Genomic DNA, 13,840 nt, shown 5'->3' with positions numbered 1-13,840 from the left:
CGGCCAATTCTCTTGTATTTTGTTTACTAATTTTGAGTATATATCAACAGTATGTACAATCAAAGAGTAAAATAAATCAATCGCCCCATAAGCGAATACTAGACAATAAAAAACGCCAATGGCTAATGCGACTGGCGTTTTATCTAAATTTTATGATACTACAATCAATAATATGGCTTAACCACTCTGCTTGAGATATGGCCAAGCGGCTCTTAGATAAATCATCATCGACCATAATGTCAGAACAACAGCTGCTACCATCAGCACATAGCCAATAGTTTCAAGCGACTCCCAATTGAGCAATAGCACGGTAATTGCCACCATCTGGAATGTTGTCTTAAGCTTACCAACATAAGACACTGCCACGCTGGTACTCTTGCCTAGCTCTGCCATCCATTCACGCAATGCGGATACCGCAATCTCACGCGAGATAATGACAATCGCTGCTATCGCCATTATGATGTTGGGATGCCACTGCACTAAGATGATAAGCGCTACTGCGACCATCAGTTTATCAGCGACAGGATCCAAAAATCGCCCAAAGGCTGACATCACATTGAGCTTACGCGCAAAGTAGCCATCTAGCCAATCGGTAATCGCAGCGATAATAAAAACGCCCGTCAATAATAAATGACGTACCAAGCTATCGCTGAACTCACTCATGCCTACCCGCGCAATCACATTATCTGAGATGGCTGGCATGCCGATTCCCATAGAAGGTGGCCAATAAGCAATGGCGACAAATAGCGGAATCATTAATATTCGCGCAATAGTCAGGTTGTTGGGCAAGTTAAAAATACTCTTAGTATTTTGCGTACTTGATGGCTCCTGCGTATGCAAATGCGTATTCTCAGTCATGGCAAACCCAGTTTCATATAGACATAATAATGGCGGATAGCTTAGCATTTTTCGGGCAAGTCGTCATGCCATCTCTTTAGCTACTAAGTTACCAATTATATTAAAATCCATCCATAATCGTCATATAACTACGAAGCATTAACACTATATATTAGTAATGTGCATAAAATCACAAAAGCATCCATGTTTATTCGACATCATACTGGCGATATGTTCTATCAGATACCTCCTCCGGATGTACTTTTAAACGTAATATCATGTAACCAAAATCGCCAAACCGTGGCTGTTTACGCTATGATGACTATTCCAATAAAACACTTGTACACTTAAGCAGGTAAGTAACTACATCTACCTATTGAATTAACCGCTACCACTCTAATTTTAGAGACTGATAGTAGAGTTACTTATAATAACAACAACGCCTAATCACTGCCCTTGTAGTCATAGTTATTACTACACGCTCAGTTTCCTCAGCCCACAGTTTCTCCTTTGTGGGCTCTTTTTTGTCTACATTTATTCATCAATAAATATTTCATCATTTATACTAATACAATGCCCTTTTATACCCACCTGAGCGTTTTTATTGTTAAAACCCTATGAAAGCATTTTTTACTTTAAATTAAAAAACCCACTCAGCGGTGGGTTTTTGATACAGATTGTAAACCTGTTGAGCTAATACAATATAAATTACGACATTTCGAATTTCACATCACTCAAAGTCATTGGCAACACTTTGATTGGTACAGCACATAACCATGCTATACCTGCGGTACAGTAGAATTTTTCATCATCATAAGATACGATTCTCGCTGTAAAATCATTCTCGATTTGATCTCTCATAGCATCTTCATCGCTATTATCATCTACCGCACACCATATCTCCTGACAACCATTTTCGAGCATCACGCGAGTTAAATCACTTCCTATCAGCACTTTATCCACCTCTAGCTTCATACTATTTAATATATTACGAAAAGCAAATATATCGGTTTATTAGAGATTTTAATAGTGTTATTTGTAACTTAAAGTCGATATTTAATACACAAATATTGATTATTTATATGCAAATCAATCTCTCTCGACTTTACACATCATTGATTACTCTTCTACTTTTGTAGAATTGGTTTGAATTAGTTTGTTAACATTTCAGATACATTTTATCATTGATCAGACCATACGGGATAATGAGCGACTCATCTCCCATTAGACAACTTTATGAATATTATAGATAGCCTCAACCGTCTGTTGTGCCATTTGATAGCAGCTTTCGATATTGCCTTGGCCACACCAGTCACCACTGACAATCCACTGATGCGTCTCGTCGACTAAAATGCCTGACGCATCTTTGTCGTTGTTGTCATTAACCACCGTTGCCGCATAACGCCAGCGATGACTGTCTATTTGACTAGGTGCGCTTTCCTCATTCCAACTCAATGCTTGCTGTGCGGCTTGTAGCAATTGTGCTTGGACAGTCTCGATATCATCATCGACATGCTGCTCTGACCAATGATTGCTGGCATGAATGGTAATACTGGGTAGCAGATCATCATGAGCAGGCTTTTGATGCTCGATGAATACTCTATCGAGAATAGAATTGTTCAGATAAGCAACATCCCATTGCTGTGCTGCCAAACTGCTTAGCGTTTTCGGTAAGGCGGCAATATCGCTCCACCCCAACATCAACGTATAACAAGCCTGCATCTGTGGCTCAGTAATTTTTGATTGTGCAGCAAAGCCACTACTCTCCATTAGCTCGGCTGCCTGACCATTTGGTGCGGTACAAATCACCCAATCAAAGTAACCGAGACTCGCGCCAGTATCGTCAAATAGCTCCGTTTTTTTATCAACCTTTTCTGCTATAGAGCTATCATATTGAGCTAACGGTGCAACGCGGGTTTTAAATTTCATAGTGGTGTGCTGCAATTCATCAGCTACCTTTCGTCCCCAGCTGGTCATTTTTGGCGTACTGATATAGCGTGCTTGCGTGGTATTCCATTGCTCTTTGCTTTGGATATCGGATGACTCAATACTATTGTTTGCGGGCGTTAGGTTGACTACTTGTGCACACCATGGGTGCAGTAAACCTGTCTCTAACCAAGGCGCAATGAAATGCCGAAAACTGGCTGTTTTAGCCGTAAAAAACTGTGCCCCGAATGCCCATTGCCAGTTTTTACCCGTTTGACTGTCGGTACGATAACGAGTAGCTAAACGTCCAACGCTTCGCGACTTTTCAAAAATCGTAATATTAGGGACTGGTGTTTTATCATTACCTTGGCTAAAAGCACGCTCTAATAATGTGGCAGTAAATAGTCCTGTCAGACCACCACCGATGATAGCGATTTTAGGTGAAGTAGTATCAGTACGGTTTAAAGGATGATGAGTCATAATGACAATAAGCCTTATAGGGTATGTGGTCAAAAAATAGTATGTATAAAAATAACGGTTTGTTTTAATCGATGCACCTTTAAATAGCATTGAACCTTTAAAACCTACTCATATCAATATCGTCTACGTAAAAAAGCCATGCTATTTCTATAACATGGCTTTTCTTAATTGCCTAATGAGGATATAGCTGTGACTATTCTCCACGCTCAGCTTTGACCACTTCGACCAACTGATTAATCACAGAACTGTCTGCAAGGGTAGATAAATCTCCCAAGCCGACATACTGCCCTGCCGCTAGATTACGCAAGATACGGCGCATGATTTTACCCGAACGCGTTTTTGGTAGTACATTGACGATATGAATCGTATCCAAATTGGCAATGGGGCCAATCTCAGAGCGCACGTGTCGATTCAGCTCAGCCTTCAGTGACGCTGTCTCTTTCTCACCTGATTTTAGAATAATAAAGGCGCAAATACCCGTCCCTCTAATCTCATGTGGCATACCGACGATAGCAGCCTCAGCCGTGGCAGGGTGTGCGACCACGGCACTTTCAATCTCGGCTGTACCCAGACGATGTCCTGCCACATTGAGCACATCATCGACACGTCCTGTAATCCAGTAATGTCCGTCCTCGTCGCGCTGTGCCCCATCACCAGTGAAATAATAGCCTGGATAATCGCTAAAGTAAGTCGCTAAAAATCGCTCATGGTCGTTGTAGATCGTTCGCATTTGTCCCGGCCAGCTACTATTAATCAGTAAGTTACCTTCGGCAGAGCCTTCTAATATAGTGTCATCTCTATCGACGATTTCTGGTTTTATACCGTATAGAGGGTTCATCGCCGCACCGGGTTTGAGTGCGACTGCACCTGGTATCGGAGCCATTAGAATACCGCCTGTCTCCGTCTGCCACCACGTATCGACGATTGGACATTTACCGTCACCAACCACATGATAGTACCAATCCCATGCTTCGGGATTGATTGGCTCTCCCACGGTTCCGAGCAAGCGCAGGCTAGAACGATTAGACTCACGGACAAAGGCATCTCCCTCCTTCATCATCGCTCGAATCGCGGTTGGCGCGGTATATAAGACCGTCACATTGTGCTTATCAATGATATGGCCGATGCGTGCCCATGTTGGATATTCTGGTACACCCTCGAACATCACTGTCGTCGTCCCATTGGCGAGCGGTGCATAAGTTGAGTAAGTATGACCCGTAATCCAGCCCACGTCGGCTGTACACCAGTAGACATCGTCGTCTTTGATATCGAAAACATCTCGAAACGTAGAGAGCGCATAAGTGATATAGCCGCCAGTCGTATGCAACACGCCTTTAGGCTTGCCAGTCGAGCCAGATGTATAGAGTAAAAACAGCGGGTCTTCGGCATTCATCACTTCAGGCTCACAATACTGCGACTCACCGTCTACTAAACTATGATACCAAAGGTCGCGGCGACCACTCATCGGTACAGAGTTGCCAGTACGGTGGACGACGATGACGTTGGTCACGCTGTCAGTGCCATCCATATCGAGTGCACGATCGACATTCGCCTTGAGCGGTGTACGTTTATTACCACGTAGACCTTCATCAGCAGTGATAACCAATTTCGAGCGACTGTCTATCAACCGATTGCCCAAGCTCTCAGCAGAAAACCCACCGAACACCACTGAGTGCACGGCACCGATACGCGTACATGCCAGCATCGCTACCATCGCTTCCGGTATCATCGGCATATATAAGGTGACGCGATCACCTTTTTTGACCCCCAGCTTACGCATGGCATTACCCAAGCGGCAGACCGATTCATGCAGCTCTTTAAAGGAGATGATTTTATGTAAGGAAGGATGATCTCCCTCCCAAATAATCGCTGGCTTGTAAGGGTTGTTTTGTAGGTGACGGTCTAGGCAATTGACAGAAATGTTCAGCTCGCCATCTTCGAACCACTTGATTCGAAAATCCTTTAAATCATAATTAACGTCGCTGATTTTGGTTGGTTTTTTTATCCAATCAATCAGCTCGGCACGCTGCGCCCAAAAGGCATCATGAGACTCAGGGGATTCGATAGACTGCTGGTAGTCGGTGCGGTATTGTTCGGCTGTCGTATTGGCAGCAGCGATGAACTCGGCTGCAAGGGGAAATGATTTCTGAGTCATAATAGTCATCCTTTTTAATTATTATGACCTGTACCAATCGTCAATAAAGACCGTCTGTACAGGTAATAAGAGCCATCTTCCATAATGCGTGACACGTAAGGTTAGTTTGACAAATAAGCCGGATGGTTGCAAGGCATCAACTGCCATTCATAACAATATCACTGTACAGCTGTATAATTGGTCATACATGATAAAATTTATGGACAGGGCAATAAGCTATTTAATCCTTGTAACCTTAAATAAAATATGGACAATAGCTACTCTAAAGCGAACGCTAAGAGCGACTGACTCTTTTGAAGCACGACTTTATTAAATATAAGCAATCGGCTTTATTTTTACTATTTTATATCTATAGTCAATTCACCCTATGATCGATACAACAAACTGAGTGCCCGCTATACCGTTGGATAGTGAGCGAGGTTGATACCTGTAGCGATTTTATAGTGGACAGGCTCTATCATTTTATGAGACCACAATGAGCAATCAACGCAATACATCACAATACGCCCACTACGATGTCATTATTATCGGTGCTGGCGCGTCAGGATTATACTGTGCGCTCACTGCGGGTCGCCGTGGTCGCCGCGTACTGGTATTGGATCATGCCAATAAAGCAGGCAAAAAAATCCTCATGTCAGGTGGTGGCCGCTGTAACTTTACCAATTACTTCGTCGAGCCTGAGCATTTCCTTGGTGCCAATCAGCATTTCTGCAAATCAGCCCTCAGCCGTTATCCCAGTTGGGAGTTTATCGGTATGGTTGAAGCGCATAAAATTCCTTACCATGAGCGTGAGCACGGTCAGCTGTTCTGCGATGATTCTGCACAAGATATCTTGAGCATGCTCCTTGATGAGTGTGCAGCAGCCGGTGTACAAGTCAAACTAAATGCGCAAATTGAAAGCGTTCAAACTGTCGAAAATGATAAAAATGCTCGTTTTCAATTATTGACTACCAAGCAACTCAGTAAAAAAGAAAAGCAAGAGAGAAAAGAGGCGGCAAATCAAACCAAGCTGCCACAAACAGGCTATAGCTGTGAGTCGTTAGTCGTCGCCACTGGCGGACTATCTATCCCAACGATGGGCGCTAGTGGCTTGGGCTACGAGTTAGCACAGCAGTTTGGGCATACACTCATACCGACTGATGCCAGTCTCGTGCCTTTTACATTCACTGATAAAACAGGTGAGCTGATTCGAGCATTGTCAGGCATTAGCTTGCCAGTCATTGCCAGTAATGAGCGCATTTCCTTTAAATTACCACTGCTGTTCACCCATCGTGGACTGTCCGGTCCTTCTATGCTGCAGCTATCCAACTATTGGCATACGGGTGAAACCATCAGCATTAACCTGCTACCAGAGACAGATACGACAGCGCTATTATTGGCTCATAAAAAATCACACCCCAAGCAGCTGATTCGTACGGTGTTGGCTGACTATACAGACAATGCCTTACCCAAAAAGCTGCTGACCGCGCTGCAGACTCACCTGTGGGAAGACATAAAAGATACCGAGCTTGCTAACATCAAAGATGAGCGTTTGGCAGAGCTCGGTGCAAGCCTGAATGGTTGGCAACTTAAACCGTCTGGTACAGAAGGCTATCGTACCGCTGAAGTCACGCGCGGCGGTGTGAAAACCGATGAGGTATCCTCAAAAACCATGCAGAGTAATTTGCAAGATGGTCTGTACTTTATCGGTGAGGTACTCGATGTCACAGGCTGGCTTGGTGGTTATAATTTCCAATGGGCGTGGGCAAGCGGTTTCGTCAGTGGCGAGATTGTCTAACGGTTCATTTTTTAACAACTCATCTGTTTAGCCATTAGTCTATTTAAAAGTCAGTCGTGCTCAATGATTTTGATCAGGTATTAGGGCGTGTTTTTAGAACCTGCTGAACACGCTATAACTATCTACGTTTAATTTTTTATTCTACTTAAGTTGATTTTTAACTCAATAAAGGCTTGATAACTGCTAGAATAAGAAGCATGACAAAAGTGAAGCCGCTTAGTGGTCACGCTTGAAAAGCAATAATAAAAATTAGAATAATATATTTGGTTCGATATAATTTGGATACAAGGAAGCCGAGCGAAAGGGCTACAAGTAGTAGACTAAGCGAGACTGACACCGCATCCAATTTATAGAGGGTTGACTATACGTTTCGTCTTATGGGGGAATACATGCGTCCGATTGAGAACGTTCATAGTAAAAAAGCACCGCATTGGGTCGGTGATGGCTTTTATGTAAAAACCTTCATCAACCATCTCGAAGAAAACCCAGACTTTAACTATGAGCATACTGATCCATTTCTGTTATTCGATTATGGCGAACCGACTACCTTTGAGCCGAACCCTAATTACCAGACGGAACCGCATGGCATCGGTAAGCATCCACACAAAGGTTTTGAGACAGTCACCATCGCCTATTCGGGCGAAATCAGCCATGCAGACTCGACTGGTGGATGCGGTGATATTCTAGAAGGTGATGTGCAATGGATGACGGCAGGACGCGGCATCATGCATGAGGAGTTCCATTCAGCAGCGTTTGGGCAGCGTGGCGGCGTCTTTAGTATGGTGCAAATGTGGGTCAATCTACCGAGCGCAGACAAACTAACCCATCCAAAATACCAAAGCATTAAACGGGCGGAGATACCTCTCGTTGACTTGATAGATAACAGCGACGACAGTGACGGTAGCAATCAAGCCACTATTGGCAAAGCCGCTATCATCGCTGGCGAATGGCAAGGAGTAACAGGTTCAGCCAGTACCTTTACACCCATTAATGTCTGGAATATCGAGCTGTATGCCTCTGGTTCAACGACGCTGCAAATACCCAATACGCACAATACCCTGCTGCTAGTGCAAGAAGGCGAACTACGGGTCAATGATACGCCTGTGAGTGCAGGCAATCTAATTCAATTTGAGCCACCCACGCAACATCGTGCTGACATTCAAGATGAGCAAGCACCTGATACTGACACCATTGAGCTGCACTGCCCTACTACCACCACTGAAGGACAGGCTTTAACGCCTATCAAACTTTTGTTATTCAGCGGTGAGCCTATTGGTGAGCCAGTGGCAGGTTATGGGCCTTTTGTCATGAACACACAAGAAGAACTGCGCAAAACGTTTCGAGATTATCAAACGGGCAATTTTATTAAGTAGCTCAATTAGCTGAAGTAGCTCAGGTAGTTGAAATATACATATCGCAATGCACAAAAAAAGCCACCAGACGATAATTGTCTGGTGGCTTTTTTGCAGATCTTATTTTTAACTAACTAATAAAACACTACGCTTGGTTTAAAAACGGATAGTCGGTGTAACCTTCAGCACCGCCACCATAAAAGCTATCAGGATGCTGCTCATTTAGTGCAGCGCCTTCACGGATACGCTCGGCCAAATCAGGGTTGGCAATATAATCGCGACCAAAAGCGACGGCATCGATGTAGCCAGCTTTCACATTTTTCTCTGCTTTTTCGGCAGTATAACCACCAGCAGCGATAATCAAGTTATCAAAAGCAGCACGGACACGTTGACGGAATCCATCGCTATAAGGCGTGCCACCAGCCCAATCAGGCTCTGACAGATGTAGATACATCAAGCCATGCTTGTTAATCTGCTCAATTAGCCAGATATTCTCATCTTCGTTATAGCCAGCTTCTACATTGTTAAATGTTCCAAGCGGTGAGATACGGATACTAACGTGATCAGCATCCCAAGCATCCACACAAGCATCGATAACATCTAATGTTAGACGCGCACGGTTCTCGCGGCTACCGCCGTATTCATCTTCACGCTGGTTGGTTTGCTCAACCCAGAATTGATGCAATAGATAACCATGGGCACCATGAATCTCAACCCCATCAAAGCCCGCTTCTTTGGCATTTTTGGTCGCTTGTGCAAAGTCAGCGATGACTTGCTTGATTTCATCAAGTGTGGCTGGGCGTGGCGTCGTTGCTTCAACGCGGATAGCCTGGTTATTGCTATCACGCAACGAGGTACGTATACCGACATGGACATCAGAGGCAGAGATTGGTGCTTTGCCATCCGGCTGTACGCTCTCATGCGAGACCAGACCGGTATGCCATAGCTGTACCACAATCTTGCCACCTTTGGCATGGACATTATCAACGATGCCTTTCCATGCAGTGATTTGGTCTTGGGTATGAACGCCAGGTGCACCTGCATAGCCTTTCGCTTGAAAAGAAACCTGCGTTGCTTCAGTGATCACAAGCCCTGAGCTAGCACGCTGTGAATAATACTCGCTAGCAAGTACAGTCGGTACGTCACCAGGCTCTACTGAACGCAGGCGCGTCAACGGTGCCATAATGATACGGTTTTTTAGCGTTTGCGTGCCCATTTTTACGGGTTCAAATAAATTATCGTGTGCCATGTTATGCCTTATTATGTTTGTCGTTATAAGTTACTGTTCTTTATTATGAGGTTCATTACTATTAATTAAAGTGCTCGACTATTCATTAAAGCCCTCAAAAAAAACTGGCTTAGAACCATAAAAAAATGCGAGCCATTGAATCAATAGTACTGGGTCAATAGAATATATCGTTGCCTATTTGCTAAGTAAAGACGCATATTGAACGACCGTTATCTTTATAGGGAGTGTCCATTATTATTCAAGTAAACTTTACAAACAGAAACACTGCTTTATATTTATTTAATAAAGGACGATACCTACTATCTCGACAGCCTATTAAAAGGTAAAATCAACATAAGCAAACAATAGTTTTATTATTTGTCTATTAGAACTCATTCTAAACTATGAATATTTATATTTTACGGCATGTTAAAAGGATACAGTCTGTGCAAAAAAATCAAGTGTCATTCATCATAGGTTCAAGCCTGCTGCTCGTTAGCACTGTTACTGTCACTGCATGCCAGCCAACCTCGAATACCCCATCAGATCAAATACAAGCTGTTGAGGAATCAAACATACCAACGGTCGTAGAGAAATCTGAACCTAGTAAAAAGAGCTTAGGCGTAGATGCAAAAACTTGTGTACAGCTGAATCAGACAATGCAAAAAGTCGATGGTACTAGCAAAATTGAAAATATTTACGCCATTCAAAAGCAACTCGATTCTTGCTTACCGACGGCCAGCAATGCTGGAGTAATGGAATTATTGAGCAGTTATGAGTCAATGTATAAACAGTTTTTAGTAGGTGATATTGATATAGACGATGAAAACTTTAACAGCATTGTCTATGACTTATATTATGAAGAAAGTGCAACATCAAAGCAGCTAGCGACCCTAAGCCCACGTGCACAATACTTGATTGGGCTAATACAAAGTGGTGCCGATGTGAGATTCCGTGACTTGGGAGAAGGTCTATTTTCATTTGATCATGATATGCTAGCGATGGTAAACATATTTGCGCCTTATCTACGGAATGACCAAGCAGCATTTGTCCAACGTATGGCACAAGACAATCAAGAGAGTTTTTGGATGGATGCATCGGTGACTACCACCTTTCAGGAATTGGTCGAACGTGCAACATTTTGGGAGCGTTATATACAGCAGTATCCAAATGGCTATGCTGTAAAAGATGCCAAGACTTTATTAAACTTATATCGCTATGTGCTTTTCTATGGCGCAGACAATACACAATGGACAGATGACGCTATACATCAGTTTATGGAACCTGATTATAAAAAAATAATGCTTGATTTAGCCAGACGTCCCAACAGTATATTAGCCAAAAATGCTCAGCTTTTTCTTAGCTTCTTGGCGTTACCCGATAGCGAACGACAGACTAAATATCCTGTACCTAGCACAGATGAAGATGGTTATGAAATACATGATTGGTCCAAAGTGCGTTATCAATTACACCAAGTATTACAAATACCCTCTCCTTGGGATGTGCGGCATGATAGAGATTGCTTAAATGGTATCTCTTGCACTGACCAGATAGACCTCGATAACCTAAACGTCTCATCAGATTTCGCTTATGCCTGCCCTTCTGCTATGCAGGGAGCAATGCAACTTGAAAACGACTTGCAAGTTTGGGAACTCGACACCGAATCTTCCGAGCAAGCGTCAAGCTGTAAACCTTCTAATCTAAAAGCGTATTCGCAGTTTGAATGTAACCTCAGCATTGATTGGCACCAGAACGCAAATATTGATATTTATAGCGACAGAGAGGTATACAAAAACGTGTATGAGAATTTAGAAGATTGTGAGCTTGCCCTAAAATAAAATACAAGATGGCTGTTTTATTAGGGTCTGTTAGACTGTTGGGACATGCCCTACTCACTCTTTCCTGCTACAGGTATAGAAATAAAAAATGAAGTTGTTATCACTTATCCAAAACAAAAAACTACCGCTTATCATAGGTTCAAGCTTAGTGTTTGCCCTTACCGCTTGCCAGCCTCCTTCTGACAAAGCTACTTCATCAGAAGCACAAACGGCAACTATCCAAAGCGAACAGCCTATCGCAGAAGCAAAGACGCCGAAAGAACTCACTAAAGCCTTGGTAAAATTATCGGAAGATACATTAAAAGAGCAGCTCATTTGTAGCAAGCTGGAAGACACCATAAATACCATTAATAATAAAAGTGAAATCGAAGATATTCATGCGGTTCAACACCAGTTAACCGCTTGCCTACCAGTGGCCAACAACGCTGAAATATTGCAATGGCTAGCAGAGTATCAGGCGATGTATGCACGTTTTCTGAATGTTGATAGCGCTATAGACGACAGCGCATTTTATGACTTGATGAGTAGTATTGAACAAGGTAAAAAGGTTTCGGTGACACAATTAAAAGCAGTGAACCCTCATGTTCGATATTTGGTTAGTTTAATCATGAGTAGGTCTGACGTCAGTGTGCGCTATTTGGGCGAAGGTGATTATGAGTTTCATCACGACCTAACGGCTATGGCAGATATATTCAGCCCCTATCTACCAGAGGATCAAGCGGCCTTCGTCCAGCGAATGGCTCAGGACAATCAAGGAATATTTTGGTTTGATGCAGCGATAGCTTTTTCTTTTGATGAGTTGGTAGAGCGTACCGTCTTCTGGGAAGATTTCATGCACCATTATCCACAAAGTATCTTTTATAACGATGCTAACGTGTTATTCAATATGTATCGTTATCTACTGTTTTTTGGGTCAGAGAATACCCAATGGACAGATGAGGAAATGCGCAATTTCTATGACTCAGATAACGAACAACTGATGGTGCAGCTGGCTCAACGCTCTGATAGTAAACTGGCTAAAAATGTGCAAAACTTTTTAATATTTATGGATCAGTCCGATACCGAACGTTTTAAGCGATACCCTATACTTGACAAAGATGAAAACGGTCGTGAAATAGATGAGCGAAACATCACACCCTATCAATTGCATAAAGCATTAGACCTATCGTCGCCATGGACCGTCACTCAACATAGAAATTGTTTGAATGGCATTATTTGTGTAGATGATAATGCTCAGTAAAGCCAAAATACACATATTATTCTGTACATAATTTACGACTTTATCATCCTAGTAACAGATAATTCTAAAGACAAATACGTCCCAAACAATATCACCACCGAACCGATAATGGCAGGTGTATCTAATGCTTCACCCAGTAATAAATAGCCCAAAATAATCGCAAAAATTGGAATCACTAGCGTAATACTCGTCGCTCTCATAGGGCCGATACTTTTGATTAATTGATTCATAAAAATCAGCGCAATGGCGGTAGAAAACACACCAATACAGATAACAGAAACCCAAGCTTGGGCACTGATACTCTTGCCATAAGGGAACTCATATATTGCAACCGGCAGCATAATTACGCTGGCAATGATGAGTGACCCTGCGGTAATCGCCACTGGAGAGACATCATTCAAGTAATTCCTAGTAATGTTCGCCCCTAGCGCATAACCAACACAGGCCAATAACCCATAACCCATCGGCAACAGGCTCGAACCCGACGTCGCATTCTGCCCACCAAACAAACTCTCACTCATCAAAATCACCACACCGATAACACCAATAATGAGGCCAAGAATTTGCTTTTTTGACAGTCTGTCTTTAAAGAACGTACTGGCGATAAATCCACTCAGCATCGGTACAGAAGCATTGAGCACTGCCAAAACACCCGCATTCACCGAACGTGCAGAAAAAGAAAACAGCATAAATGGCACGGCAGCGGAGAATAATCCAACAAGCGCCAACACTTTCCAATTTTCGCGGATGCCCTCTCTGTTTTTCTTGCTAATTAATACAAAGATCAGCATGACCAACCCAGCAAATATGACCCGTAAACTGGCAAAGGTCAAAGAGCCAAACTCTGGCACACCCACGCGATAAAATATAAAAGACAGCGACCACATAAAGGACAGCGTGATGAAAATAATGAGGTCGCGGTTAGTCATGAAAAAATCCTATCAAGCATGGGACGGCTGTTCTCTATTTATAAGAGAGGGTCATTTATGATAAATGTACCGTTATAA

At 43.0% G+C, this 13,840-nt stretch carries 10 protein-coding genes; 4 read left to right on the top strand and 6 right to left on the bottom strand.

Features of this window, described 5'->3' with window-relative positions; translation table 11 throughout:
- Positions 1–177 precede the first annotated feature (177 nt).
- From pgsA to acs, 4 genes are all read right to left on the bottom strand, one after another.
- Positions 178–858, bottom strand: coding sequence for a CDP-diacylglycerol--glycerol-3-phosphate 3-phosphatidyltransferase (gene pgsA, locus I6E83_RS01630; RefSeq protein ID WP_110922213.1), 681 nt, complete (start codon positions 856–858; stop codon positions 178–180).
- A 687-nt stretch (positions 859–1,545) separates the two neighbouring features.
- Positions 1,546–1,800, bottom strand: a complete 255-nt coding sequence (locus I6E83_RS01625) for a hypothetical protein (protein ID WP_110921916.1) — start codon at positions 1,798–1,800, stop codon at positions 1,546–1,548.
- 261 nt (positions 1,801–2,061) lie between these two features.
- The gene (locus I6E83_RS01620) at positions 2,062–3,243 is read right to left on the bottom strand and encodes an NAD(P)/FAD-dependent oxidoreductase (RefSeq protein ID WP_197099710.1); all 1,182 of its coding nucleotides are present in this window, start codon (positions 3,241–3,243) and stop codon (positions 2,062–2,064) included.
- Between the two features lie 193 nt (positions 3,244–3,436).
- The gene (acs, locus tag I6E83_RS01615) at positions 3,437–5,398 is read right to left on the bottom strand and encodes an acetate--CoA ligase (protein ID WP_197099709.1); all 1,962 of its coding nucleotides are present in this window, start codon (positions 5,396–5,398) and stop codon (positions 3,437–3,439) included.
- Between the two features lie 475 nt (positions 5,399–5,873).
- Here acs and I6E83_RS01610 point away from each other — a divergent pair, with 475 nt between their 5' ends.
- Together I6E83_RS01610 and I6E83_RS01605 are read left to right on the top strand one after the other, a co-directional pair.
- Positions 5,874–7,175 (top strand): NAD(P)/FAD-dependent oxidoreductase, encoded by a 1,302-nt coding sequence (locus tag I6E83_RS01610; RefSeq protein ID WP_197099708.1) that lies wholly within the window; start codon positions 5,874–5,876, stop codon positions 7,173–7,175.
- Positions 7,176–7,564: 389 nt separating this feature from the next.
- A complete protein-coding gene (locus I6E83_RS01605; RefSeq protein WP_197099707.1) occupies positions 7,565–8,548 on the top strand; it encodes a pirin family protein in 984 nt (327 codons plus the stop codon).
- A 124-nt stretch (positions 8,549–8,672) separates the two neighbouring features.
- Here the strand turns inward: I6E83_RS01605 and I6E83_RS01600 are convergent, their stop codons facing one another.
- On the bottom strand, positions 8,673–9,776 hold the full coding sequence (locus I6E83_RS01600; RefSeq protein WP_197099706.1) for an alkene reductase: 1,104 nt from the start codon (positions 9,774–9,776) through the stop codon (positions 8,673–8,675).
- A gap of 425 nt (positions 9,777–10,201) precedes the next feature.
- On the opposite strand from I6E83_RS01600, the gene I6E83_RS01595 reads away from it, so the two are divergent.
- Positions 10,202–11,593, top strand: coding sequence for a hypothetical protein (locus I6E83_RS01595; protein ID WP_197099705.1), 1,392 nt, complete (start codon positions 10,202–10,204; stop codon positions 11,591–11,593).
- An 88-nt stretch (positions 11,594–11,681) separates the two neighbouring features.
- Positions 11,682–12,833 carry a hypothetical protein gene (locus tag I6E83_RS01590; protein ID WP_197099704.1) on the top strand — a complete coding sequence of 384 codons (1,152 nt, stop codon included), beginning with the start codon at positions 11,682–11,684 and terminating at the stop codon, positions 12,831–12,833.
- Positions 12,834–12,865: 32 nt separating this feature from the next.
- Here the strand turns inward: I6E83_RS01590 and I6E83_RS01585 are convergent, their stop codons facing one another.
- The gene (locus tag I6E83_RS01585) at positions 12,866–13,762 is read right to left on the bottom strand and encodes a DMT family transporter (RefSeq protein WP_110921924.1); all 897 of its coding nucleotides are present in this window, start codon (positions 13,760–13,762) and stop codon (positions 12,866–12,868) included.
- Positions 13,763–13,840 lie beyond the last annotated feature (78 nt).

This window comes from Psychrobacter sp. SZ93C1, assembly GCF_015864635.1.
In the GTDB taxonomy this organism is placed as follows: Bacteria; Pseudomonadota; Gammaproteobacteria; order Pseudomonadales; family Moraxellaceae; genus Psychrobacter; species Psychrobacter fozii.
This window is presented reverse-complemented; position numbering and strand designations above follow the sequence as displayed.